We start from the raw sequence: 23,019 nt of genomic DNA, 5'->3' as shown, positions 1-23,019 counted from the left end.
TGATCGACCAGCTGATCGAGCAGCTGGCCTCGGAGCAGCCGACGGCGGAGCAGATCGCGGAGCGGGTAGCCGCCACCCGCAAGGTCCTGCGTGAGCGCATGGGATGCACGCTCACCGACGAAGAGTTCGACAACGGGCCCGACGTCCTGGCCAACATCTACGCGATGGCTGCGGAGAAGATGCACTCCGGCCGACAGACGACGCGCTCCGACCAGGGGCGCGCCGCGTGATCGTCCTCGACACGGACGCGGCCCTCGCGCTCGCTCGTGGCCACGAAGCCCTGCACCGGCTCGTCGACAACGTCGCGCACACCCCCGGTGACTGGTTGCACATCCCCTCACTGTGCCTCATGCGGGCAGAGGAGAAGGACGAGGGCGTCGGGCGGGCACTGCTCGCGCTGCCGGGCGTCCAAGTGGACTCACTCGGGCAGACAGCCGCGGTCACGGTGGGCGGGATGGTCCGTGACGGATGGGGCGGAGCCGACACCTGCCACGCCCTCTACGTCGCCACGCCGCATCTGGAGACGGGAGGCATGTCCATCATCCTGACCGGACGCGAGGACGACTACCCGCCGGGCGTACTCGCCATCGACATCGACTCCCCGGGAATGCTCGGCCTCCACTGAGCCCTGTGCATCGTGAAAACTGCACGTCAATCGGCCTGGTGTGCGTAGGCATCGGGAGGCTCGGGCAGGTCCGGGGCGGCAGTCCACCGACAAGATCGTCCGTCAGCGGGCGACCTCGCGGTTCGTCAGGACCAGCAGGGTTCGCGGCAGAGCACGAGGACGATGTTGTCCTCGGCCGACTGTGTGTCGGGCAGGACACCACCGACCCGCGGGGGCTGCGTGTCATCACAGCCGTCAAGTAAGGCGGCGGCCAGCAACCACGCAGCGCACCGGAACGGTTCGTACGCGCTGTCAGGTGAGGCGGCGTAGACCGCGGAGCAGGAGCCAGCCGATCATCCAGAACTCGCCGACCGTGGCGGGCACAACGAGGAGTTCCGCAATCGGACCGGCGGACGGGGCGAGGTAGGTGACGAACACGCTCAGCAGGTAGCCGACTCCGCCGGCGACGAGGATCCAGCCCAGCGGTCGCGGTGTCCAGCCGGAGCGTAGAGCCGCGAGGCCCATGGGGATGAGCCAGAGTCCGAAGAAGACGTTGCCGACGCCCCATATGTTCTCGCTGATGAGGTACATGAGCTGGCTGGTGTCCTCGCCGACCGGGTCGAGTGCCGCGTCGAGCGCAGTGGCGAGGAACGCGGCGCTGCCGAGTATGGCCACGGCGTTGACGGTGCCGAAGACGGCGGTTGCCCCGGCGGCGAACGGGTCGACCGGCCGGAAGAGCCGGTAGAACCACAGCGCGGCCAGCACCTGGGTCACCACAATCGCCAGCTCCAGGGCGATGCCGGTCCGGGCGAGGGTCTCGTGTTCGAGGAGCTGGGTGAGTGTGCCCGCAGGGTCGTCCTGGTCGAAGAGCTGTGGGCGGATGACCAGGAAGCCAAGCATGCCGCTGATGCCGAGACCGAGGTAGAGCAGGCCGGTGACGCGAGCCGTGGCAGGGTCGGGCTGTGCTGCCGTACTCGTATCCGGGGTGGCGGTAAGAGCCATCGTATCTCCAGGTGAGAGAAGCCTTACCGTGTAAGGACACCATACGTTGTAAGGTGACGGCAAGAGGCTTGAGTGAGGAGTACGACGGCGTGACCCCGAGACCGGCGCGGAAGTCCCTGAGCCGCGAGCGTGTGCTGGCGGCGGCTATGCGGCTGGCGGACAGCGAGGGCCTGAGCGCGGTGACCATGCGCCGCCTCGCGTCCTCACTCGGAGTGGAGGCGATGTCGCTCTACCATCACCTGCCCGGCAAGGAAGGGCTGCTCGACGGGCTGGTGGAGGCAGTGGTCGCGGAGGTCCGGGCCGAGACCGTACGGGCCGGGCAGGAGGGAGGCGGCTGGCGCTCGGAGCTGCGGAGCCGGTGCCTGACCGCGCGCGAGGTGATGCTCCGTCACCCGTGGGCTCCGGGGCTCATAGGCTCGCGACGGGTCATCCCGGTCAGTCTGTACGGCTACTTCGAGGAGGTTCTGGCGACCCTGATCTGTGGCGGGTTCTCCTACCACCTCGGCCACCGGGCGCTGCACGCCCTCGGCAGCATGGTGCTCGGGTTCGCTCAGGAGCTGTTCAGCCCTGCCACGGCTGACGGCGACGTCGACACCGACGCCGCCGAGGAGGACCTCGCCGTGATGGCCGACGCATTTCCGCACCTCACGGCCATGGTGTCGGCCGAGTTGCACGATGCCGACGACCCGACGCTCGGCTGGTGTGACAGTCAGGCGGAGTTCGAGTTCACGCTCGACCTGCTCCTGGACGGCCTCGACCGCGCCCGTCGCTGACAGGGCCTGTGGCCGTGGACGGCCGCCAAGGCCCAGCCCTGTTTGTGGAGTACGCTGCAACCGGGAGCGCAGGCGCCTATGCAACCCGGTTGGCCCGCCCGTGTGCAGGTCACCGGGCCCGCGCCGCAGCCCGCACCAGCGGACTTGCTGGGCAGCCTGTTCCGCCTTCCGGGGCCATTGCCGACCATTGAGCACTGTGCTCGGGAGGCTCGTGCTGGTCGCGGGCGGATGACTTCGGTGTAGATCACCGGTCAGCGGGCAACTTCACGGTTCGTCAGTACCAACAAAGCCCTGACCAGCGTGGTCGCCCACTTCGGGTCGGTGCGGACCTTGCCCAGGACCCTCCAGTTCTTCAGGTGGGCGAAGCCGTGCTCGACCGGGGCACGGACCGCGGCCAGCGCCTTGTTGGACAGCTTCTGACCTCGGGTCAGAGGCCGGTTCCGGGCGGCCTTGTAGCCGGTGATCACCGCCGGGTCGGCGTCCGGACCGCTGTCGTCGAGGCCGACGAACCCCAGGTCGGCGATCGCACCGAGGCCGGCAGCCCGCAGGTGGGCGGTGAGCTTGCCGTGACGGCAGGCGGTGATCTCCGAGGTGCGTCCGGGACGTGCGGCGGAGACCCAGATCAGCCGGCCCTTGTCATCGGTGAGCGCGATCACGAGCAGGCCGTGGCATTTGTGCTTGCCGGAATAGTTCTTCCGGTTCGCCATGCCGGTACGGCGCCGGGTGCGTATCAGGGAGCCGTCCAGCAGTACGACTCCGCCACCCTTTCGGGCGATCTTCTTCAGCGCGCGGTCCAGGCGCGGGGCACGGGTGGCCAGCAGGCCGACGACTTCCCGCACCCACCGGGTGACGGTGGTGCGGTGGATGCCGTTGCCACCGGCCAGGTCGCCGGGCCGCTGGTCACAACGCAGGACCGCCAGCACGATGCCGGCGATCTTCCCGGCGGGCAGCGCCCGCCACCGCGAGCCGATCTTCTTCAGATGACCGCGTATCAGGTCGGCGAGCCAGTTCAAGGTCGCGCTCGACAACGGCAGGCGGGCGGTGTAAACAAGGCCGTCAGGACTCTCGGCGAGACTGTTGTTTTTCTTCACACCAAACTCAACTGCCGCCGAAGGCCCGCCAGTTACGGCCAGCCCCGCGCGGCTACGAACGTGCGGTGAACCGCCCGTCGGGACGCTTGTGCAGCCAGCCGCGGTCGGCGAGCTTGGTCATCTTCGCCCGCAACGGCTCCAGCTTGCCGCGCACCGAGGCGTCCAGGCCCAGCCGCTCGCCGACCGCCCTGACCTGCACCGGGCCGTCGGCCTCCCGCACGATCGCCAGGATCTTTCGGTAGTCGCCGGGCAGCGCGCCCTCATCGGCCGCGTCGCTGCGGTGCGGGATGAGCAGGACTGCCCGCCCGGCTACCTTCGCCGATACCGGAGCGACAGCCTCGGCGTCGGCCTGAGCCTGCTCGGCCAGGCGGTTCAACACCCGCTCCGCGATCGCCAGTTCGTCCCGCTCGACCTAGACCTCCTGAAGCTGCTTGGTCAACTCCTCGGCGAGAGCGTACGGTTCGTTCCGGCGAGCGGTGATCCACTGCCGCTCCTGCATCCCGGGCCCTCCCGCGATCTCATGGCGTGCCGACCTGCCGACGGATCGTAGGCGGGGGCAGGTCGTGGGCGCAGCCGAACCCGGCATCCCGCCGGAACCAGACTCGCCCGATGATCTACACCAAGGTCATCTGCCGCCGACCGGCGCGAGTACCCCAGTCGTCATTCACACCAGGCCCACGACCTGCGACTTCACGATGCACACCACTCACTGAGGTCAGACCTACGGCGTCCCCGGCGGAGCCGTCGGCGCCCCCGGCAACCGCACCGTCGCCAGCGTGCCGCCGCCCTCAGCTCGTGACAAGGACACCTCGCCGCCCGCCTGCTCCACCGTCCGCGCCACGATCGAGAGGCCCAGGCCCGAGCCCGGGAGGGAACGTGCCGACGGGGAGCGCCAGAAGCGGTCGAAGACGTGGGGGAGTTCGGCGGCCGGGATACCGGGGCCGTGGTCGCGGACCGTGAGGACACCCGCGTCAAGGGCGACCTCGATCGTGCCGCCCTCGGGGCTGAACTTCACCGCGTTGTCGAGGATGTTGACTATGGCCCGCTCCAGCGCGGACGGTTCGGAGCGGACGTACCAGGGGTTCAGGTCCGCCGTGATGGTCAGCTCGGGACCGCGCAGGCGAGCCCGGCGCAGGGCCGCCTCCACCGCCTCCTGGAAGTCGACGACCTGGAGGTGCCGGCCGCCCTGCTGACCCGATTCCGAGCGAGACAGCTCCTGCAGGTCACCGATCAGCGAGGCGAGTTCGGTCATCTGGGCCGTCACCGAGGCGAGCAGGGCCTTGCGGTCCTCGGCCGGGATCGGGCGGCCCGTCTCCTCGCTCCGGGTGAGGAGTTCGATGTTCGTGCGGAGGGACGTCAGGGGCGTACGGAGTTCGTGGCCCGCATCCGCGATCAGCTGTCGCTGCAGGTCGCGGGAGCTCGCCAGCGCGCTCGTCATCGAGTTGAAGGAACGGGAGAGGCGGGCGACCTCGTCCTCGCTCTCCTCCTCCACAGGGATGCGGATGCTCAGATCCTCGGTGCGCGCCACGTGCTCGACCGCCTCGGTGAGCTTGTCGACGGGGCGCAGGCCCGCCCGGGCCACGGCCAGGCCGGCCGCTCCGGCGCCGACGACTCCGATGCCGGAGACGACGAGGAGCAGCAGCGCCAGCTCGTTGAGCGTGGACTGGGTGCCCTTGAGGGGGAGGGCCACGACGTAGGCGGTGCCCGGCATCGCGTACTGGCGCTCGCCGTTGTCGAGGACGAGTGCTGTGGCCAGTACGCGCACCGGGTTGCCCTCGCTGTCGGTGCCGTTGCGGATCGTGCCGCGCTTGATCCTGGGGTTCGCGGCCTCTTCCTTGTCGCTCTCGGCGACGTTCACCACGCCCGTGGAGTTGGGGAAGACACACGTCGTGCCGTCCGTGGTCACCACCTGGGAGTAGCCCTTGTTCTTCGGCCCCCAGTACGACTGCGACGGCGCCTCGGGGCAGGCGGTGAGGACGGCGTCCTGCACCATCTGCTCGGGCAGCGCCCGGCTGGCCATGGCCTCCAGATCGTTGTTGACCTCCTCGTACAGCTTGCCCTGCACGATGAACCAGCACGTCACCGACACCGCCGCCACCGCGAACGCCACCGCCGCCGCGACCAGCATCGACAGTCGGGCGCGGATGGGCAGGGAGCGATAGCGGCTCAGCAGCCTCTTCACTCCGCGCCGCCCTGTCGCAGGACGTACCCCACGCCCCGCACGGTGTGGACGAGCCGCGGCTCACCGCCCGCCTCGGTCTTGCGGCGCAGGTACATGACGTACACGTCGAGGGAGTTGGAGGAGGGCTCGAAGTCGAAGCCCCAGACGGCCTTCAGGATCTGCTCGCGGGTGAGGACCTGGCGCGGGTGCGCCATGAACATCTCCAGGAGCGTGAACTCCGTGCGGGTCAGCTCCACGGGGCGCCCACCCCGCGTGACCTCCCGCGTCGCCAGATCCATCCGCAGGTCCGCGAAGGTGAGCGCCTCGTCCACCTCGGCGCTCTGGGCGACGGCCGCCGCGTACGAGCTGCGGCGCATCAACGCGCGGACCCGGGCGAAGAGTTCGTCCAGCTCGAACGGCTTGACCAGGTAGTCGTCCGCGCCGGCGTCGAGCCCGGTGACCCGGTCGCCGACCGTGTCGCGGGCGGTGAGCATCAGGATCGGCGTGGTGTCGCCCGCGCCGCGGATCCGGCGGGCTGCCGTCAGCCCGTCCATCCGCGGCATCTGGACGTCGAGGATCACCAGGTCCGGCCGGTACGCGGTCGCCTTCTCCAGCGCGTCCGCGCCGTCGACGGCGACCTCGGTGTCGTAGCCCTCGAAGGCGAGGCTGCGCTTGAGTGCGTCGCGTACCGCCGGCTCGTCGTCGACGATGAGGATGCGCTGGGGTTCGGGGGCGCGGGCGCCTTCGGCGGAGCTCATGTGGTCTTCGTTCCTCGGAAGCGGTGGATTGCGGGGGCCGGGGCGCCGTGGGGGGTCTCGTGCGTTGCCTGGTGCGGGTCCGGTGGGGCTTCTCGCGCAGTTCCCCGCGCCCCTGACGGGGCGCGCGCGGGTTCGCCCTAGCCTTGCACGTCCCCTGGCCGCGCAGTAGTCCGTACCGGATCAGCCGCGAACCGTGCGTCGGCGCGGGCGCGCGGCCGTGTTGCGACGGGCCGGGGCATGGGTGGCCGCCACCTCGGGGGCCCGCGTCACCGCCGGGTGAAGTTCGGCCGCCACCGCGAGGGCGAGGCCCAGCCCGGCCGGGTCGACGGCGGTTGCGACGGTGTGGGAGACCTGCGTGATCATGTCGAACTCCTTGGACTCAGCGGGACGGAGGGGAAAGACCTACTCGGAGGGGAAAAGATCTGCTCGGAGGGGAAAAGGCCTGGTCGGAGTGTCGGACCTCAGTCAGACCCGCCCGCCCGCAGCGTGCTCAGGTCGGCCTTGACCGTGTCGATCGGGATGGCGAAGCCGAGGCCGACGCTGCCGGCGCTGGAGGAGGTGGCGTCCGCGGCGGAGTACATCGCGGAGTTGATGCCGATGATGTTGCCGTTCATGTCGATGAGGGCACCGCCGGAGTTCCCGGGGTTGAGCGAGGCGTCGGTCTGGAGCGCCTTGTACGTGGTGGTCGAGGAGCCGGTGTCACCGTTGAACTGCCGACCGCCGAACTCGAACGGCCACTGCCCGCCGCCACCGCCCTGCTGCTGACCCTGGCTCTCGTCCGTCGAGACCGTGACGTCACGGTCGAGCGCGGAGACGATGCCGCTGGTCACGGTGCCGGTCAGACCCTCGGGGGAACCGATCGCCACGACCTGGTCGCCGACCTTGACCCCGGCGGAGTCGCCGAGCATGGCGGCCTTCAGCCCGGAGGCGTCCCGGAGCTTGATGAGGGCGAGGTCCTTCTTGCTGTCGGTGCCGACGACCTCGGCCGTGTAGGACTTGCCGTTGCTGGTCGTCACCTTGATCTGGGAGGCGCCGGAGATCACGTGGTTGTTGGTGACGATCTCACCGTCGCTGGTGATGATCACACCGGAACCGGTGGACTCACCCGCGTTCGAGGTGGCGTTGATCTCCACGATGCTCGGGCTGACCGCCGAGGCGACCCCGGAGACCGTGCCCTTCTGGCTGGTCGGCACCACGCTGGTGCTGGTGGAGCTGGAGGCCACGGTGTCCGTACCGGTCAGCTCCTGGATGCCGTACGCCGTACCGCCGCCGATCGCCGCCGCGACGAACGCCACGGCCGCGAGCAGTGCGATGGGGCCCCGGGTACGCCTTCTCGACGTGGGCGCGGAGGACACCGGCTCGGTGAGGAGCGCGGTGGGGGCGGCCTGCGCCGCGGTCGCGGTCGCCGGGTCGTACGCCGGCGGGGGCGGCCACTCCGGGTTCGCGGGGTTCACGGGGTTCGCCGGGTTCAGCGGGGCGGAGGCGTGCTGCTGCTCCTGGTACGGGTTCTGCTGACCCTCGTACGGGTTCTCGTACTCGCCGCTGCGGCGGAAGCTCTCGGTCATGACTCAGAGCCTGCCGCCCGACCATGAGACCTTCCTGAGTGCTCCCTGAGAACCCCGGCAGAACCTCGTTCGCCCCATATAAAGGCGCGGGGGCCCGCCGGCAAGGGAAACAGAGGGCGGCCGACGGTCATGCCACGGAACGTGGCTCCGCCGCGCGGGCCCGATCAGCCACGACGAACCCGCGTCCGACCCCGCACCCCAACCCCTACGGCGCTCTCCGCAAGCCCGGCGGAGCTACTCGCACCCGCACGACCGTCGAGCGACCAGCTTCGACGGGAACAGCTTCACCCGCTCGCGCCGGGACCCGGCCACCCGGATGCCGTCGTCCAGCACCAGGTCCACCGCGGCCCGGGCCATGCCCGTACGGTCCGTCGCGATCGTCGTCAGCGGCGGGTCCGTGAGCGCCGCCTCCTTGACGTCGTCGAACCCGGCCACGGCCAGCTCGCCCGGCACCTCGATGCGCAGCTCGCGCGCGGCCCGCAGCACCCCGATCGCCTGGTCGTCGGTGGAGCAGAAGATCGCCGGGGGCCGGGCCGGGCCCGACAGCAGCTCCAGCGCCACCTGGTACGCGTCGTAGCGGTTGTAGGGCGCCTGGAACAGCCGCCCCTCCGTGGAGATCCCCGCCTCGTCCATCGCCCGCCGCCAGCCCTCGACGTGGTCGGAGACGGGGTCGCCGACCAGCGGGGTCTCGGCGAGGCCACCCATACAGGCGACGTACGCGTACCCGTGGGAGAGCAGATGGTCGACGGCGAGCTTCGCGCCGCCGATGTCGTCGGTCACCACGGCCACGTCGTCGATCGCCTCGGGCCGCTCGTGCAGCAGCACGACCCGCGCGTCCCACGCGTCTATCTCGGCGGCGGCGTTGTCGTTGAGGGCGTGGCTGACGAGGATCAGGCCGGAGACGCGCATCCCGAGGAACGCCCGCAGATAGTGGACCTCGCGCTCGGCGACGTAGTCGGTGTTGCCGACGAGCACCATCTTTCCGCGCTCGGCGGCGGCCTGCTCCACGGCGTGGGTCATCTCGCCGAAGAAGGGCTGGCGCGCGTCCGGCACGATCATGCCTATGAGATCCGTACGCCGGGAGGCCATCGCCTGGGCGACTCGGTCCGGGCGGTACCCCAACTCCTTGATGGCGGCGAGGACACGCTCGCGCGTGGCCGGTGCGACCGGCCGGGGTCCGTTGTTGATGACGTAGCTGACGACGGCGGTCGATGTTCCCGCCAGTCTTGCCACGTCATCCCGAGTCACCTTGGCCACGCGCGGAGTCTACGCGGATGGACCGCCCCTGGGCAGGGCGTACGACGGCGCACCTGTGAGTTACCTGTGCGTACGCCGCCCGGGGTGTCCGTCACTACGCCTCGGCCGGGATCTCCACGGCGTCCAGGGGCGCCGTCTCGTCCGCATCCGCCGCCTTTGAGAGGGCGGCCTTGGCCTTCGCCTCGTCGCCGACGCGCTCCGCCTTCTCGGGCGTAACGAATCGATAACCGACGTTCCGGACGGTTCCGATCAGCGACTCGTGCTCGGGGCCGAGCTTGGCGCGCAGCCGCCGTACGTGCACGTCGACCGTCCGCGTACCGCCGAAGTAGTCGTAGCCCCAGACCTCCTGGAGCAGCTGTGCGCGGGTGAAGACGCGGCCCGGGTGCTGGGCGAGGTACTTGAGGAGCTCGAACTCCTTGAAGGTGAGGTCGAGGACGCGCCCCTTGAGCTTGGCGCTGTAGGTCGCCTCGTCCACCGAGAGGTCGCCGTTGCGGATCTCCATGGGGGAGTCGTCGTTGACGATCTGCTGCCTGCCCATGGCCAGCCGCAGGCGCGCCTCGACCTCGGCCGGGCCGGCCGTGTCGAGGAGCACGTCGTCGATGCCCCAGTCGGCGGTGACGGCTGCGAGACCGCCCTCGGTCACCACGAGGATGAGGGGGCAGCCCGGCCCGGTGGAGCGCAGCAGCTGACACAGGCTGCGGACCTGCGGCAGGTCACGGCGCCCGTCGATGAGGATGACGTCGGCACCGGGGGTGTCGACGAGAGCCGGGCCTTCCGCCGGGGCCACGCGCACGTTGTGCAGCAGCAGGCCGAGGGCTGGAAGCACCTCCGTGGAAGGCTGGAGGGCGTTGGTCAGGAGCAGCAGAGAACTCATACGTCTGGTTCCTCCTCGGTCCCTGCGAGGACGCGTGTGGCGGGCGCTCGTACAGCTGCGGTCACCTGGCGTTTTTCCGCTCGTATACAAGCTTGCCTAAAGCACGAAAGGACCCGGGGGCGACATTGCCCGAGTCCTCTGTCCAGCAGAATAGCCCACATGAGTGCTGGTCCGGCAGGCCATGTGACGCGATCTTTCGACATTCCGAACTCTGAGACGGCCGATCGAACCCTTTCGGGGCCGCCGCGAACCTCTTTGCGCAGGTTTCTACGGACTGACGACGGGGTGAATATCGAGGCCGTATACGATCCAAAATCCGTTGTATACAACGGCGCGGAAGACGCCGGAACTCCACCTTCCGGCCACCTCGCCGACCGCTTCGACCGTGCCGACCGTCCCGTGGACCAGGCCGGCGACCACCCCCTCGCCATCGTCGTCGCGCACGGCTTTACCGGGGACGCGGATCGCCCGTACGTTCGAAGGGTGGTGGAGGCGTTCGCCCGCCACGCCTCCGTCGTCACCTTCTCCTTCCGGGGCCACGGAAGATCCGGCGGCCGCTCCACGGTCGGCGACCGCGAGGTGCTCGACCTCGCGGCGGCGGTCCACTGGACCCGTGAACTCGGCCACACGCGCGTCGCCACCGTCGGCTTCTCCATGGGCGGCTCGGTCGTCCTGCGCCACGCGGCCCACCCCGACGCGGGCACCGACGCCGTCGTCTCGGTCAGCGCCCCCGCCCGCTGGTACTACCGGGGCACGGCCCCCATGCGCCGGGTCCACTGGCTCATCACCCGCCCCGAGGGCCGCCTCCTCGGCCGCTACGGCTTCCGCACCCGTATCCACCACCGCGACTGGGACCCCGTTCCCCTCTCCCCGGTGCAATCCGTGCCCCTCATCGCCCCGACGCCCCTGCTGATAGTCCACGGCGACCGCGACGGCTATTTCCCGCTCGACCACCCGGAGATGCTGGCCGCGGCGGCGGGTGACGACGGTGAACTCTGGCTGGAACGGGGCATGGGCCACGCGGAGAACGCGGCGAGCCCGGAATTGCTGGGGAGGATCGGGGAGTGGGTGGTGAAGGGGGTCGCGGTCAGGGGCGTAGCCTGACCCCGTCACGACTCATACAAGAGGAAAGCAGATGCCAAAGGGCACCGTCCGCTACTGGGCCGCAGCCAAGTCCGCAGCCGGCGTCGCCGAGGAGCCCTACGACGCGGCCACCCTCGCGGACGCCCTGGACGCGGCCCGCGACCGCCACCCCGGCGAACTCGTCCGCGTGCTGCGGCGCTGCTCGTTCCTCGTCGACGGAAACCCCGTGGGTACCCGTGCGCATGAGACGGTACGTCTGGCCGAGGGCGGCACGGTCGAGGTGCTCCCGCCGTTCGCAGGAGGGTGACCCCCACATCATGAGCAACCAGCCGCACGGGTACGAGGGCCACCAGGGGCAGCAGGGTCACCAGGGCCAGCAGGGTCAGTCGGAGCATCAGGCCCAGCAGGGGCACCAGGGTTACGACGCGTACCAGCAGCCGCATGCGCATCCCCACGCGCAGCCGCGGCCGCAGCCGCAGCCGCATTGGCAGGGGTACGACGAGAGCCAGGGCGCCCACGCCCAGCAGTACACCCAGCAGTGGGAGGGCCAGACCTGGGAGACCCAGATCCAGCCCCAGACCCCTCCCGCCGCCACCAACCTGACGGAGACGGCGTACCTGCCCCAGCAGTCGGCCGCCCCGAGCGGGCAGTACGGCGGCGGCCAGTACGCCCCTCAGGCCCAGGCGCAACACCATGCCCAGGTCCCCCATGCCCAGGCCCAACACCAACACCAGCCTCAGGTGGAGCCCCGGGGGCAGGCCGGTCCGGAGGTCGGTGCGGAACCCGCGGCCGGTTACGGTCCGCCCACCCTCACCGGCAACGCCCGGATCACCGACGCCCAGCGGGCGCGGGCCGAGGGCCGGTCGCCGATCATCGAGCCCGGGATGCAGCCGGCGCTGATCACGGCCGTCCTGGGTCTGCTGCTGGCCGGGGCCGCCGCGGTGGGGGAGTACGCCCTCGCCGTACCCCTCGTCGTCCTCCAGGCCGTGACCGCGGCGGGCTGGTTCCGGCTGAACGGCATGTGGCCGGCCCGGCAGGGCATCGTGCTGGCCTTCGCGGGCGCCCTCGCTGCGGACGCGGCCCTCTTCGCGGCCGGCCGGGAGCACGCGCCCGCCGCGATCCTCGGGACGCTCGGGGTGTGGGTGCTGCTCGGCATCGTGCTGGGGCTGCGCAGCCACGCGGACCCGGACGAGCGGATGTACGGACTGATGGCGACGGTGGCCTCGTCGGCACTGGCGATCATCGCGACCGGCTATCTGGCGGCCGTGGCGGACGCGGTGACGGTGGGCGGGGGCGCGGTCGCGGTGGCCGTCCTGGCGCGGGCGTTGCCGCTGCCGACGCCGCCTCGGTGGTGGTGTCGCTGCTGGCGGCGGCGGGGCGGGATCGCGGTCGGGAGTGCGACCGGGTTGGGTGCGGCTGGGGCGTTGCTCGGGGTGGGGCCGCGTTGTGTGCGCTCATCGGCCACCGGGTCGCCAGCTATGACTACCCCTCCCGTTTCGTGCACTTCACCGCGGGTGTGGCCCTGCCGCTGGCGGCGGCGGCCCCGGCGGTCTATCTGCTGGGCCGCGCCCTCGTCTGACCCGGCGTTTTTCGCCCCCGCCGCCCCTACCCGTCCCATCCCCAGGCTGCGCGCCCCTTCGACCCCGCGTCAAAGACTCGGGGCTCCGCCCCGGACCCCGGTCGCGCAGTTCCCCGCGCCCCTGAAAAGGGGCGCAGCCCCAGGGATGGGACGGGTAAGGGCGGCGGGGGCGAGGAAAGCCGGGAGGCGCGCCGGGGGCTCCTGTCACAGGTGATCAACAACGCGCACGAACCCACCCCTTTCCGACAGCCCCACGCTTACCCTCGGGTAGAACGGCCACCGGCCCGCGGCCGTCAAGCGGACAACGTGGGGAACACCGAGACATGCGCGCACTGCGAATACTTGTCATCGTCGTCGTGATCCTGGGCGGCCTCTTCGTCGCCGCGGACCGCCTGGCCGTCGGTTTCGCCGAGGACGAGGCGGCCCAGCAGCTGAAGGCCAGTGAGGGCCTGACGACCACCCCGGACGTGTCCATCAAGGGCTTCCCCTTCCTCACCCAGGTCGCGGGCGGCGAACTCGACGACGTCGAGGTCGGCATCGAGAACGTCGAGGCGAGCACCGGCAGGCCCGGCGAGAGCATCCGCATCGCCGACCTGCAGGCGAACATGCGCGGCGTCGCCTTCTCCAGCGACTACACCTCCGCCACGGCCGACAGCGCCACCGGCACCGCGACCATCGGATACGACGAACTCCTCAAGGCCGCCAAGTCGGAGCCCACCGACGTCGGCCTCGGCTTCACGGCCCGCGTCGTCGGCCTCTCCGACGGCGGCAAGGGCAAGATCAAGGTCAACGTCGAGATCGACCCGCCTGCCCTCGACCCCCAGACCGTCTCCGTCCTCAGCACCGTCAGCGTCAAGGGCGACACGGTCGAGGTGCAGGCCGACTCCCTGCCCAGCCTGGGCGGCGCCGGCCTCGCCGAGAACGTCGTCCGTTCCATCACCGACTTCCAGCAGGCCATTGACGACCTCCCCGGCGGCGTCAAGCTCGACAAGGTCGAGGCCGCGCCGGACGGCGTGGAGATCACGGTCAAGGGTTCGAACGTCAAGCTGGCGGGGTAGGACGAGGATCGGCTGGCCCTCGGCGGCCTGCGGCGGAACGCGCTTTTCGGACGCGGCGGCGTCCGCGGCCGCGTCCGAAAGGCGAGACGCCGCCGTCCGTACCGTAGATGTGACGACGACTACAGAGGCCCGGTCGCCCCGCCACCGCAGCCCCGACAGTCACGTCATCCCACATTCCGGACGATCGCGTCTCAGAATACGACATGCCGGTGACACGCCCGCCTGTCCGTCCCTACGATCGACACTCATGAAGCGACAGGCGGATCTCACGAAGCGGCGGGCAGTAGACCTGTGCCGCGTCGCCGCCATGCTCTGTCGCACCTTCTGAGCGACGGAATCTGCCGCCGCGTTCCCCGATGCCCGCCCTGTTCCAGCCAGGGCCCACCCCTGCGCGCCCCCGGCCGAACCGCCGGAGGCACCCGCACACCGCCGCAACTGCCCCGGAGGAGAAAGAGCATGAGCCGCAGCGACGTCCTGGTCGACGCCGACTGGGTCGAGGCCAACCTCGACGACCCGAACATCGCCATCGTCGAGGTCGACGAGGACACCACCGCGTACGAGAAGAACCACATCAAGAACGCGATCCGGATCGACTGGACCAAGGACCTCCAGGACCCGGTCCGCCGTGACTTCGTCGACCAGGAGGGCTTCGAGAAGCTCCTGTCGGAGAAGGGCATCGGCAACGACACCCTCGTCGTCCTCTACGGCGGCAACAACAACTGGTTCGCGTCCTACGCCTACTGGTACTTCAAGCTGTACGGCCACGAGAACGTCAAGCTGCTCGACGGTGGCCGCAAGAAGTGGGAGCTCGACGCCCGCGAGCTGACCGACGAGGTGCCGGTGCGCCCCGCCACCGAGTACAAGGCCAAGCCGCAGAACACCGCGATCCGCGCCTTCCGTGACGACGTCGTCGCCGCGATCGGCTCGCAGAACCTGGTCGACGTGCGCTCGCCCGACGAGTTCTCCGGCAAGCTGCTCGCCCCGGCCCACCTGCCGCAGGAGCAGTCGCAGCGTCCGGGCCACGTCCCGTCCGCCCGCAACATCCCGTGGTCGAAGAACGCCAACGACGACGGCACCTTCAAGTCGGACGACGAGCTCAAGGAGCTCTACGCCGAGGAGCAGGTGGACCTGGCGAGGGACACCATCGCCTACTGCCGCATCGGTGAGCGTTCCGCGCTGACCTGGTTCGTCCTGCACGAGCTGCTCGGTGTCGAGAACGTCAAGAACTACGACGGCTCCTGGACCGAGTACGGCAGCCTCGTCGGCGTCCCGATCGAGCTCGGCGCCAACAAGTAAGCACCACCAGCACCACCAGCACCACCAGCGGTACCCGCACACCCCCGTTCGTCCCGACCGGCCTTCCTTCCGGTCAGACCCCTTATGGAGAAAGACATGTGTGGAGCGAAGGCCGGCGGCCCGGACGCCTCGACGATCAAGCCCGGTGAGACCACGATCCAGGGTCAGGTGACCCGCGACGGCGAGCCGGTGACGGGCTACGTCCGTCTGCTGGACTCGACCGGCGAGTTCACGGCGGAGGTCCCGACCTCCGCGACGGGCCAGTTCCGCTTCTACGCGGCCGAGGGCACCTGGACCGTCCGCGCGCTGGTCCCCGGCGGCACCGCCGACCGGACCGTCGTCGTCGCCGAGAAGGGCGGCCTGGCGGAGGTCGCGATCGCCGTCTGAGACGGTCTCGCCGAACAGGCGAAACGGCCATCAGGCGAACAGACCAACAGTTGAGGGCCGCACTTCCCGGAGTGCGGCCCTCAGCCGTGCGCGGACCTACGCTGGAGACATGTACGCGCGCAGGCGCCACCAGTACTTCGCCATGATGGGCACGTGCCTGGCCCTCTTCGTCCTGGCCTGGGGCGTCGTACGCCTCTGGTCGGTCCCGGTGGCGGTCGGCATGTGCGTGGTCGCCATGGTCATCCCGCCGCTCGCCGCCGTCGTCGCCAACCGGCGCGGCCCCGACGACCGCTGGTGGGACGATCCCTCCGGCGACCCGAAGTCCGACGAGTGGTGGGACGAACTGGACGGCAAGAGACGCCGACAGTGACGCCGACCGCGATGCCGGCCGAGATGCCGACCGAGATGCCGACCGAGATCCGGGCACGGCCGACGAGCGCCCTCAGTAGACGAGCGCCTGGGTGTCGTCCGCCATGGCCTCCTGCACGAACACCTGGGCGCCGGCGATCCGTACGCCCTCGATGACGTCCTTCTCGGTGATGTCCCGGCGGGCGGCGCACTGGGTGCACAGGGTGATCCGGCCGCCCGCGAGCAGCGAGTCGATCAGATCGGGCAGCGGAGCGGCGTGCGGCAGCTCGAACTCGGCGGCGCGGCCGGGCAGCGCGAACCACGCGGACTCGCCGGTCAGCCACAGGGACACCTCGACGCCGCTGGCGACGGCCACGGCCGCCACCGTGAACGCCTGCGAGCACCGCTCAGGGGCATCGGCCCCCGCCGTCACCTTGATCACGAGCTTCTTCGCCATGGGCCGAATGGTAGTCCGAATCGTGATCATCCTCGGTGCAACGCCGAAGGCACCGGCGGCACCGGCGGCACCGGAGACGTACGACGCCCCGTCCTCGGCGGCGGACGCCGTGGAGCCGTCGGCCAAGGAGCCCCCTGCCGTCGAGCCGGCTCAGCCCCATGCCGCCCCGCCCCGCCGTGACCGGAGGGTCCTGCGGGCCCTGCTCCGGTGGACCGCGGCCGTTGTCGTCTTCGCCTCGGTGGGGACGGCCACGGCGTACGGGATCGCCGCGGCGCAGCGCACGGACGTACCCGGTCTGGCCACGGAGTCGGACGGGCGCTGGGTCTTCCCCCGGCTCGTCAGGCCGCCGCTGCCGTCCGGAAGCCCGGAGCCGTTCGCCGAGGACAACCCGGCCGGAGCCCATCACGCCGATCTGCGCGCCCTCGTCCTGCCGGCGCCCGAGGGGGCGAAGGAGGACAAGGCGCTGCGGGGCTCGGACGGCCGGCTGCCGGTGAAGGAGTATCTGGCGGAGTTCGAGGCGGAGGACCGCGAGGAACTGGGACAGAAACTCGTCGACACCGGCCTGCGGCACATCGCCGCCCGGGGCTGGACCACCCCGGACGGCACCCGGACGCGGGTCCACCTGCTCCGGTTCAACACGACGAACGTCGTGGACGCCGAGCTGGCGAGCCATGCCCTGGCCCACGTCAGCCCGACCTACCGGGTACGCGGTGCGGGCGAGGTGGAGTACGACGAGGACTTTCCGGAGGAGGCCGCCGTGACGGGGACCGCCCGGACCGCCTATGCCGAGGCGAAGCCGTACGGCGCCGAGCAGGTCCGCCAGGCCTATGTCTCGGCGGGGGACGTGTACGCGGTGATCCTGCAGTCCCGCGAGGCGGGGGCTCCGGCGGTCCCCTTCTGGCAGACCGTGGTCCTGCAGAGCCAGCTGCTGGGCTGACGGCCCCCGGGAGGCAAGGGCCGACCTCACGCCGGAGCCCGGACCCCAGCCGCGTAAGCTGGGGTCCGGCCCTGTGTGCGTACCGCACGTCTCCCGCTCAATCGAGGAGCACCTCGTGATCATCTTCTTCGAGATCCTGCTGGTTCTGGTCGCCGTCGGCGTTCTCGCCTTCACCGGCCTGGCAGTGAAGAAGCTGTACCAGGGCCAGCGCTGACCCGCGTCCGACCGACGCCCAGGACCTCCAGGACTCCCAGGAACCGCCACTCATGATCGAGATCCCGTCCGACCTCCACAAGGACCTCGTCCCCCTCGCCTTCCTGCTCGGCGACTGGGCCGGCGCGGGCGTCCATGACTTCCCCGGCTCAGAGAAGTGCAACTTCGGCCAGGAGGTCACCTTCACGCACGACGGCCGGGACTTCCTGGAGTACCACTCCCACACCTGGGTGCTGGACAAGGACGGCAACAAGGTCCGTCCGCTGGAGACGGAGTCCGGGTTCTGGCGCATCGACGCCGACCGCAGGGTCGAGATCGTCATGACCCGTGACGACGGTGTCGTCGAGGTCTGGTACGGCGAGCTGGCCAAGCAGAAGCCGCAGATCGACGTGGTCACGGACGCGGTCGCCCGTACGGCGGCCTCCGGCCCCTACAGCGGCGGCAAGCGGCTCTACGGCTATGTGAACAGCGACCTGATGTGGGTCGGCGAGAAGGCCACCCCCGACGTCGAGCTGCGCCCCTACATGTCCGCGCACCTGAAGAAGGTCGTCACCCCCGAGGACGTCGAACGCTGGGCCAAGGCCCTCCCGGACGACATGCCGGACGACGGCATCGCCTTCTTCAAGTAGCCCGAGCAGGTCGCGCGCCTCTGCGACATTTCGAGCACGCCCCCATGTCCCCGGGTCATGGGGGCGTCGTCATGAGCCAGTGGTCAACCCCGAGGGGTTAAAGAATCATCAGCCTGCCCATGCGCTTGCGGGTCGCAGGAGCGGCGCGCACGGCTCAGGCTGTCGGGGACGGGACTCGTCGAGGCCACCCATCTCGTCTCCTGTCTGGGTGCGACCACGGCACAGGACTGGGTCCGGACCCGGACTGCCGGGTCTGTCATTCCCTCGCTCAGCATCCGCACTCTGGGAGAGCTGCCCGTCGTCCTGCCACCGCTCGCCGAGCAGGACGCGATCGGTGCGACGCTCGCCGCTCTCGACGACAAGATCCAGGCGTATTCCGAGATCACCCGCGCGACCCGTGCCTATCGTGCCGTGCTCGCTGATGCCTTGATGAACGGTGTCCTCTCGGCGGACCCCTGACGCCCGTCCCGCCCGCTCTAGACTGGACCCGTGGTGAGCACCGACTGGAAGAGTGATCTCAGGCAGCGTGGCTATCGGCTGACGCCGCAGCGGCAGCTCGTGCTCGAAGCCGTGGACACCCTGGAGCACGCGACCCCCGACGACATCCTCGTGGAAGTGCGGAAGACCGCGTCGGGGGTCAACATCTCCACGGTCTACCGGACCCTTGAGCTCCTGGAGGAGCTCGGGCTGGTCAGCCACGCGCACCTGGGGCACGGGGCGCCGACGTACCACCTGGCCGACCGGCACCACCACATCCATCTGGTCTGCCGGGACTGCGAGAACGTCATCGAGGCGGACGTGGACGTGGCGGCCGCGTTCACGGCCCAGCTCCGCGAGTCCTTCGGGTTCGACACCGACCTGAAGCACTTCGCGATCTTCGGCCGGTGCGAGAACTGCACACTCAAGGCCTCAAGTACCAAGTCGTAGGCTTAGACATATGAAAAGCCCTCTGCTGTCCCTGCCCGGCGCCGTCCCCGCCGAGGGCGTGGACGAAGGCGTCGCCGCCCACTACGGCGACCTGTTCCGTGAACAGCGCGCCCTCGCCGACGGCACCGGATTCGTCGACCTCTCCCACCGGGGCGTGATCACCGTCTCCGGCGCGGACCGGCTCAGCTGGCTGCACCTGCTGCTCACCCAGCACGTCAGCGAGCTGCCCACCGGCGAGGCCACCGAGGCGCTGATCCTCTCCGCCAACGGTCACATCGAGCACGCGCTGTACCTGGTCGACGACGGCACGACCGTCTGGGCGCACATCGAGCCCGGCACCCAGGAGGCGCTGCTCGCCTACCTGGAGTCGATGAAGTTCTTCTACCGGGTCGAAGTGGCCGACCGTACGGGCGACTTCGCGGTCGTCCACCTCCCGGCCGGTTCGATCGCCGAGGTCCCTCAGGGCACGGTCGTCCGCGAGACGCCGTACGGCCGTGATCTGTTCCTCCCGCGCGCGGACCTGGAGTCGTACGCGGAGAAGGCCGGGCCCGCCGCCGGTCTGCTCGCGTACGAGGCGCTGCGGGTCGAGCACCACCGGCCCCGCCTCGGCTTCGAGACCGACCACCGCACGATCCCGCACGAGCTGGGCTGGATCGGCACGGCCGTGCACCTGCAGAAGGGCTGCTACCGGGGCCAGGAGACCGTCGCCCGGGTCCAGAACCTCGGCAAGCCCCCGCGCCGCCTCGTCTTCCTCCACCTGGACGGCAGCGAGGTGCACCTCCCGCCGCGCGGCGCGGAGATCCGGCTCGCGGACGACGGCCCCGACGGCCGCAAGCTCGGCTTCATCACCACGTCCGTACGCCACCACGAACTGGGGCCGGTGGCGCTGGCCCTGGTCAAGCGCAACCTCCCGGTCGACGCGAGGTTGATGGCCGACACCACGGCGGCGGCGCAGGAGGTCGTGGTCGAGCCGTAGGAGGCCCCCGGACGCCTCACATCTCCACCAGCACACGTCCACTTCCACCAGCGCGCGTCACATTTCCAACAGCACCGTGAACGGACCGTCGTTCGTCAGGGACATCCGCATGGACGCGCCGAACCGTCCCGTGGCCACCGTCGCCCCCAGCGCCCGCAGCTGTGCGACGACCTCGTCCACCAGCGGTTCGGCGGCGTCACCGGGCGCCGCCGCGTTCCACGTCGGCCGCCGGCCCTTGCGCGCGTCCCCGTACAGCGTGAACTGGCTGATCACCAGCAGGGGCGCGTCCACGTCGCTGCACGACTTCTCGTCGTGCAGCATCCGCACGGACCACAGTTTGCGCGCCAGCTGCGCCGCCTTCTCCTTGGTGTCGTCGTGTGTCACCCCCACCAGGACGCACAGCCCCTCGCCCTCGATCGCACCGACCGTCTCACCGTCCACGACGACGCTCGCGCCGTCGACCCTCTGCACCACCGCACGCATGCCGACCATGATGCCGCCGCCGTCCATCAGCCGTACGCGAGGGGGTCCCCCTTACGGGGGGTTTGTGATCACGGGGGTTTGAAGAGCGCTTTGCCCGGTCTTTCTCATTGATCCATTACCGACCATCTGGGGTGGATCGCGGGGACTCGGTCACAAAGCTGCCACGGAGAGTGGCACGATGCTCACACACACCGGTCGAGGGGACGGTTGAGGCGCATGAGCACATCGAGTACCGGGCAGCCCCCGGGCACTGCGACGTTTACCCGTACGACGCCGGGGCCCGGCCCCGGAGTCCGTCGGCCACCGGTTCAGCGTACGGACAGCGGACCACTGCCGCCGCCGGACCCGGCCGAGCCCGAACTGTCCCGGCTGCGGCTGCCCGCACTGCGCACCCTGCGCCGGGACGCCCAGCGGGACGAGGCCGACCTCAGCTATCTGCGGCGGCTGCTCCAGGGGCGTATCGACATCCTGCGCGCCGAACTGGCCCGCAGGGGCGGTGCGGCCGATGCCGGGGCCTCGGGCTCGGCGGAGCCCTCGGCGCTCGTCGACCGGCTCTCGGCGATCCTCACGGACGCGCCGGCCCGGCAGCGTTCCTCGGCCCGCCATGTCACCGTGGGCACGCCGCGCGGTGAGGAGTACCGGCGGCTGGCCGCCGAGATGCTGGACGAGGTGGAACTCTCCGACCTCCAGGCCCGCACCGACGAGGAACTCACGGCGGGCCTCGCCCGCCTGGTCCACCACGAGCAGCAGATCTCCGGCCGGCGCCAGCACCTGCAGCGCACGGCCGACGACTGCAGCGCGGAGATCGCCCGCCGCTACCGGGAGGGCGAGGCCCAGGTGGACGATCTGCTGACGTAGAGAGGACGTGCGGGTGCGTTGTCGGGTGCGGGTGCGTGGGGGCTGGTCGCGCAGTTCCCCGCGCCCCTGAAAAGCAGGGGCTGCGCCCCGTGCTTTTCGTAGGGGCGGCGGGGGCGAAAAACCCCGAGACAGCGCGCCGGCACCCCCCTAGCGTGACCCCATGAGCCCCTCCCACGACACAGCCGTACGCCCCGTCACCGAGGACGAGATCCCGGCCTGGCTGAACGCTCTGAACACAGGTTTCCTCCGAGCCCCGGAAACCCTGACCCCTCAGGAGCTCAAGGACCGCTCGTTCCACATAGACCCGTCCCGAACGCTCGCCGCGTTCGACCCCACCGCCCCCACCGACCAGCCTGTGGCGACCTTCCGCTCCTTTCCCCAGGAGCTCACCGCCGTCGGCGGCCGCACCGTCCCCGCCGACGCCATCTCGAACGTCACGGTCAGCCCCACCCACCGCCGCCGAGGCCTGCTCACCCGGATGATGGCCCACGACCTCGCCGCCGCGAGCGACCGCGGTGACGTCGTCGCCACCCTGATCGCCGCCGAGTACCCCATCTACGGCCGCTACGGCTTCGGCCCCGCCACCTGGACCACCGAGTGGACCATCGACGTCCCCCGCACCGGCCTGGACCCCCGCTGGTCCGGCCCGGCGGACGGCGGCCGGGTCGACCTCGTCGACGGCGCGGTCGTACGCGCCCTCGGCCCCGCCCTCCACGACCGACTGCGCGCCGCGCAACCCGGCGCGGTGAGCCGCGACGAGCGCTGGTGGCGGATCAATACCGGCGACCTGCGGTTGTCCGGCTCCTGGACCGAGCCGTTCTACGCGGTGTACCGCTCGGCGGCCGGCGAGGTCGAGGGCATGGTCTCGTACGAGGCGGACGACACCTGGCGAATGAAGCAGCCGCAGAACACGGCCGACGTCAACTGGCTGATCGCGACGAGCCCGGCCGCCGAGCGCGCCCTGTGGCACTACCTCTGCTCGATCGACTGGATCACCAAGGTCAAGTGCGGCTGGCGGGCCCCCGACGACCTCCTGCCGCACTTCTTCCCCGACCCGCGCGCCGTGAGCGTCACCTCCCACGCGGACTGGCTGTGGGTACGGATCCTGGACGTCGTACGGGCGCTGGAGGCGCGGACGTACACCGGGACCGGGACGCTGGTGCTGGAGGTCGTGGACCGGGGAGGCTTCGCGGACGGGCGGTACCGGCTGGACGCGGGCCCGGACGGGGCGAGTTGTGTGCCGACGAGCGAGGACGGCGACCTCGTCCTGGAGGTCGCGGACCTGGCGACGCTGTGGCTGGGCGACGAGTCGGCCGTACGGCTCACCGCGCTGGGCCGGGCCCGGGAACAGCGGAAGGGCGCCGCCGCCATGGCCGACGCCCTGCTGCGGACGTCCAGGCGCCCGTGGTGCCCGGACGTCTTCTGACCTTTCTGGGTGAGGGTACGTGTATCCGTAGCTGTTCAGTTGTGGCTGCGCATTCAGTTGTGGCTGAGCCATTCAGTTGTGACGGTGCGGACCGGTCGAACTCCCGGCTCCCCTCCGGAAGGGAGGTCGATCGGTCGGTCTGAGTGATCGCTCGGTCTGGGTGATGGTCGGCGGCAGTTGCCAGAGTCACCAACCATCCGAAAGTTTGACCATGTTGCGAAAGTTGGCGACCAACTTCACCTTACTTATCTCCGCTTGGAGTCGTCTCATAACCACC

At 70.3% G+C, this 23,019-nt stretch carries 27 protein-coding genes and 1 pseudogene; 17 read left to right on the top strand and 11 right to left on the bottom strand.

Annotated features, from left to right (window positions below):
- A partial coding sequence (locus E4N62_RS38440) for a hypothetical protein (protein WP_230222070.1) occupies positions 1-230 on the top strand: 230 nt, incomplete at its 5' end.
- Positions 227-625 carry a hypothetical protein gene (locus tag E4N62_RS38435; RefSeq protein ID WP_230222068.1) on the top strand — a complete coding sequence of 133 codons (399 nt, stop codon included), beginning with the start codon at positions 227-229 and terminating at the stop codon, positions 623-625. The genes E4N62_RS38440 and E4N62_RS38435, both read left to right, overlap by 4 nt.
- A 291-nt stretch (positions 626-916) precedes the next feature.
- On the opposite strand, the gene E4N62_RS38430 is transcribed toward E4N62_RS38435, so the two are convergent.
- On the bottom strand, positions 917-1,606 hold the full coding sequence (locus E4N62_RS38430; RefSeq protein ID WP_230211609.1) for a DUF4386 domain-containing protein: 690 nt from the start codon (positions 1,604-1,606) through the stop codon (positions 917-919).
- 89 nt (positions 1,607-1,695) lie between these two features.
- Between E4N62_RS38430 and E4N62_RS38425 the strand changes: the two genes are divergently transcribed.
- Complete coding sequence (locus tag E4N62_RS38425) at positions 1,696-2,379, top strand: TetR/AcrR family transcriptional regulator (RefSeq protein ID WP_230211610.1); 684 nt, start codon at positions 1,696-1,698, stop codon at positions 2,377-2,379.
- Between the two features lie 251 nt (positions 2,380-2,630).
- Here E4N62_RS38425 and E4N62_RS38420 read toward each other — a convergent pair whose 3' ends face one another.
- The 8 genes from E4N62_RS38420 to E4N62_RS38385 all read right to left on the bottom strand — a co-directional run bounded on the left by E4N62_RS38420 (position 2,631) and on the right by E4N62_RS38385 (position 10,085).
- Positions 2,631-3,470: a transposase family protein gene (locus tag E4N62_RS38420; RefSeq protein WP_230211611.1), complete on the bottom strand. Its 840-nt coding sequence runs from the start codon at positions 3,468-3,470 to the stop codon at positions 2,631-2,633.
- Between the two features lie 52 nt (positions 3,471-3,522).
- Positions 3,523-3,849: a hypothetical protein gene (locus E4N62_RS38415; RefSeq protein WP_230211612.1), complete on the bottom strand. Its 327-nt coding sequence runs from the start codon at positions 3,847-3,849 to the stop codon at positions 3,523-3,525.
- 342 nt (positions 3,850-4,191) lie between these two features.
- Positions 4,192-5,652 carry a cell wall metabolism sensor histidine kinase WalK gene (locus E4N62_RS38410; protein ID WP_230222066.1) on the bottom strand — a complete coding sequence of 487 codons (1,461 nt, stop codon included), beginning with the start codon at positions 5,650-5,652 and terminating at the stop codon, positions 4,192-4,194.
- Positions 5,649-6,389 carry a response regulator transcription factor gene (locus E4N62_RS38405; protein WP_230222064.1) on the bottom strand — a complete coding sequence of 247 codons (741 nt, stop codon included), beginning with the start codon at positions 6,387-6,389 and terminating at the stop codon, positions 5,649-5,651. Before E4N62_RS38405 ends, E4N62_RS38410 begins: the two co-directional genes overlap by 4 nt.
- Before the next feature lie 180 nt (positions 6,390-6,569).
- Entirely contained in the window at positions 6,570-6,752 is a 183-nt protein-coding gene (locus E4N62_RS38400) for a hypothetical protein (RefSeq protein ID WP_045555929.1), read from the bottom strand.
- Between the two features lie 98 nt (positions 6,753-6,850).
- Complete coding sequence (locus E4N62_RS38395; protein ID WP_230222062.1) at positions 6,851-7,954, bottom strand: S1C family serine protease; 1,104 nt, start codon at positions 7,952-7,954, stop codon at positions 6,851-6,853.
- Between the two features lie 234 nt (positions 7,955-8,188).
- Positions 8,189-9,211, bottom strand: coding sequence for a LacI family DNA-binding transcriptional regulator (locus tag E4N62_RS38390; RefSeq protein WP_230222060.1), 1,023 nt, complete (start codon positions 9,209-9,211; stop codon positions 8,189-8,191).
- 94 nt (positions 9,212-9,305) lie between these two features.
- Entirely contained in the window at positions 9,306-10,085 is a 780-nt protein-coding gene (locus E4N62_RS38385) for a response regulator transcription factor (RefSeq protein ID WP_230222058.1), read from the bottom strand.
- A 159-nt stretch (positions 10,086-10,244) separates the two neighbouring features.
- Between E4N62_RS38385 and E4N62_RS38380 the strand changes: the two genes are divergently transcribed.
- From E4N62_RS38380 to E4N62_RS38350, 7 genes and pseudogenes are all read left to right on the top strand, one after another.
- Positions 10,245-11,189, top strand: a complete 945-nt coding sequence (locus E4N62_RS38380) for an alpha/beta hydrolase (RefSeq protein ID WP_230222056.1) — start codon at positions 10,245-10,247, stop codon at positions 11,187-11,189.
- A gap of 31 nt (positions 11,190-11,220) precedes the next feature.
- On the top strand, positions 11,221-11,475 hold the full coding sequence (locus E4N62_RS38375) for a MoaD/ThiS family protein (RefSeq protein WP_184892340.1): 255 nt from the start codon (positions 11,221-11,223) through the stop codon (positions 11,473-11,475).
- Positions 11,476-11,485: 10 nt separating this feature from the next.
- A pseudogene (locus E4N62_RS38370) lies at positions 11,486-12,747 on the top strand (hypothetical protein).
- A 323-nt stretch (positions 12,748-13,070) separates the two neighbouring features.
- Positions 13,071-13,805, top strand: coding sequence for a DUF2993 domain-containing protein (locus E4N62_RS38365; protein ID WP_230222054.1), 735 nt, complete (start codon positions 13,071-13,073; stop codon positions 13,803-13,805).
- Positions 13,806-14,261: 456 nt separating this feature from the next.
- Positions 14,262-15,101 carry a sulfurtransferase gene (locus E4N62_RS38360; RefSeq protein WP_230222051.1) on the top strand — a complete coding sequence of 280 codons (840 nt, stop codon included), beginning with the start codon at positions 14,262-14,264 and terminating at the stop codon, positions 15,099-15,101.
- Between the two features lie 96 nt (positions 15,102-15,197).
- Positions 15,198-15,488 (top strand): DUF1416 domain-containing protein, encoded by a 291-nt coding sequence (locus E4N62_RS38355; RefSeq protein ID WP_184892349.1) that lies wholly within the window; start codon positions 15,198-15,200, stop codon positions 15,486-15,488.
- Between the two features lie 109 nt (positions 15,489-15,597).
- Complete coding sequence (locus E4N62_RS38350; protein WP_184892351.1) at positions 15,598-15,858, top strand: DUF3099 domain-containing protein; 261 nt, start codon at positions 15,598-15,600, stop codon at positions 15,856-15,858.
- Between the two features lie 72 nt (positions 15,859-15,930).
- Here the strand turns inward: E4N62_RS38350 and E4N62_RS38345 are convergent, their stop codons facing one another.
- On the bottom strand, positions 15,931-16,293 hold the full coding sequence (locus E4N62_RS38345; protein ID WP_184892353.1) for a DsrE family protein: 363 nt from the start codon (positions 16,291-16,293) through the stop codon (positions 15,931-15,933).
- Here E4N62_RS38345 and E4N62_RS38340 point away from each other — a divergent pair.
- The 5 genes from E4N62_RS38340 (at position 16,292) to E4N62_RS38325 (ending at position 19,975) form a co-directional block, all read left to right on the top strand.
- Entirely contained in the window at positions 16,292-17,230 is a 939-nt protein-coding gene (locus tag E4N62_RS38340) for a hypothetical protein (RefSeq protein WP_230222049.1), read from the top strand. The two genes, E4N62_RS38345 and E4N62_RS38340, sit on opposite strands and share 2 nt — an antisense overlap.
- Before the next feature lie 266 nt (positions 17,231-17,496).
- The gene (locus E4N62_RS38335) at positions 17,497-18,072 is read left to right on the top strand and encodes an FABP family protein (protein WP_230222047.1); all 576 of its coding nucleotides are present in this window, start codon (positions 17,497-17,499) and stop codon (positions 18,070-18,072) included.
- 159 nt (positions 18,073-18,231) lie between these two features.
- Complete coding sequence (locus E4N62_RS49835) at positions 18,232-18,531, top strand: restriction endonuclease subunit S (RefSeq protein WP_374117172.1); 300 nt, start codon at positions 18,232-18,234, stop codon at positions 18,529-18,531.
- A 30-nt stretch (positions 18,532-18,561) separates the two neighbouring features.
- A complete protein-coding gene (locus tag E4N62_RS38330; protein WP_230222045.1) occupies positions 18,562-18,999 on the top strand; it encodes a Fur family transcriptional regulator in 438 nt (145 codons plus the stop codon).
- 10 nt (positions 19,000-19,009) lie between these two features.
- A complete protein-coding gene (locus tag E4N62_RS38325; RefSeq protein WP_230222043.1) occupies positions 19,010-19,975 on the top strand; it encodes a folate-binding protein YgfZ in 966 nt (321 codons plus the stop codon).
- A gap of 57 nt (positions 19,976-20,032) precedes the next feature.
- Here the strand turns inward: E4N62_RS38325 and dtd are convergent, their stop codons facing one another.
- Positions 20,033-20,458, bottom strand: coding sequence for a D-aminoacyl-tRNA deacylase (dtd, locus tag E4N62_RS38320; RefSeq protein ID WP_230222100.1), 426 nt, complete (start codon positions 20,456-20,458; stop codon positions 20,033-20,035).
- A gap of 216 nt (positions 20,459-20,674) precedes the next feature.
- Between dtd and E4N62_RS38315 the strand changes: the two genes are divergently transcribed.
- Both E4N62_RS38315 and E4N62_RS38310 read left to right on the top strand, forming a co-directional pair.
- Positions 20,675-21,316, top strand: coding sequence for an AmfC protein (locus E4N62_RS38315; protein WP_230222040.1), 642 nt, complete (start codon positions 20,675-20,677; stop codon positions 21,314-21,316).
- Between the two features lie 160 nt (positions 21,317-21,476).
- A complete protein-coding gene (locus E4N62_RS38310) occupies positions 21,477-22,742 on the top strand; it encodes a GNAT family N-acetyltransferase (protein WP_230222038.1) in 1,266 nt (421 codons plus the stop codon).
- The last annotated feature ends 277 nt before the right edge of the window (positions 22,743-23,019 follow it).

It is taken from the genome of Streptomyces sp. MNU76, assembly GCF_020982545.1.
In the GTDB taxonomy this organism is placed as follows: Bacteria; Actinomycetota; Actinomycetes; order Streptomycetales; family Streptomycetaceae; genus Streptomyces.
Note: the sequence above shows the minus strand (reverse complement) of the source record. Positions and strands in the feature narration are given on the sequence as shown.

Coding starts and splice junctions, on each gene's coding strand:
- E4N62_RS38400 (WP_045555929.1), bottom strand. CDS start 6,752: ATGATCACGCAGGTCTCCCACACCGTCGCAACCGCCGTCGACCCGGCC.
- E4N62_RS38355 (WP_184892349.1), top strand. CDS start 15,198: ATGTGTGGAGCGAAGGCCGGCGGCCCGGACGCCTCGACGATCAAGCCC.
- dtd (WP_230222100.1), bottom strand. CDS start 20,458: ATGCGTGCGGTGGTGCAGAGGGTCGACGGCGCGAGCGTCGTCGTGGAC.
- E4N62_RS38360 (WP_230222051.1), top strand. CDS start 14,262: ATGAGCCGCAGCGACGTCCTGGTCGACGCCGACTGGGTCGAGGCCAAC.
- E4N62_RS38375 (WP_184892340.1), top strand. CDS start 11,221: ATGCCAAAGGGCACCGTCCGCTACTGGGCCGCAGCCAAGTCCGCAGCC.
- E4N62_RS38385 (WP_230222058.1), bottom strand. CDS start 10,085: ATGAGTTCTCTGCTGCTCCTGACCAACGCCCTCCAGCCTTCCACGGAG.
- E4N62_RS38380 (WP_230222056.1), top strand. CDS start 10,245: ATGAGTGCTGGTCCGGCAGGCCATGTGACGCGATCTTTCGACATTCCG.
- E4N62_RS38430 (WP_230211609.1), bottom strand. CDS start 1,606: ATGGCTCTTACCGCCACCCCGGATACGAGTACGGCAGCACAGCCCGAC.
- E4N62_RS38345 (WP_184892353.1), bottom strand. CDS start 16,293: ATGGCGAAGAAGCTCGTGATCAAGGTGACGGCGGGGGCCGATGCCCCT.
- E4N62_RS38310 (WP_230222038.1), top strand. CDS start 21,477: ATGAGCCCCTCCCACGACACAGCCGTACGCCCCGTCACCGAGGACGAG.
- E4N62_RS38365 (WP_230222054.1), top strand. CDS start 13,071: ATGCGCGCACTGCGAATACTTGTCATCGTCGTCGTGATCCTGGGCGGC.
- E4N62_RS38405 (WP_230222064.1), bottom strand. CDS start 6,389: ATGAGCTCCGCCGAAGGCGCCCGCGCCCCCGAACCCCAGCGCATCCTC.
- E4N62_RS38335 (WP_230222047.1), top strand. CDS start 17,497: ATGATCGAGATCCCGTCCGACCTCCACAAGGACCTCGTCCCCCTCGCC.
- E4N62_RS38315 (WP_230222040.1), top strand. CDS start 20,675: ATGAGCACATCGAGTACCGGGCAGCCCCCGGGCACTGCGACGTTTACC.
- E4N62_RS38395 (WP_230222062.1), bottom strand. CDS start 7,954: ATGACCGAGAGCTTCCGCCGCAGCGGCGAGTACGAGAACCCGTACGAG.
- E4N62_RS38325 (WP_230222043.1), top strand. CDS start 19,010: ATGAAAAGCCCTCTGCTGTCCCTGCCCGGCGCCGTCCCCGCCGAGGGC.
- E4N62_RS38350 (WP_184892351.1), top strand. CDS start 15,598: ATGTACGCGCGCAGGCGCCACCAGTACTTCGCCATGATGGGCACGTGC.
- E4N62_RS38340 (WP_230222049.1), top strand. CDS start 16,292: ATGGGCCGAATGGTAGTCCGAATCGTGATCATCCTCGGTGCAACGCCG.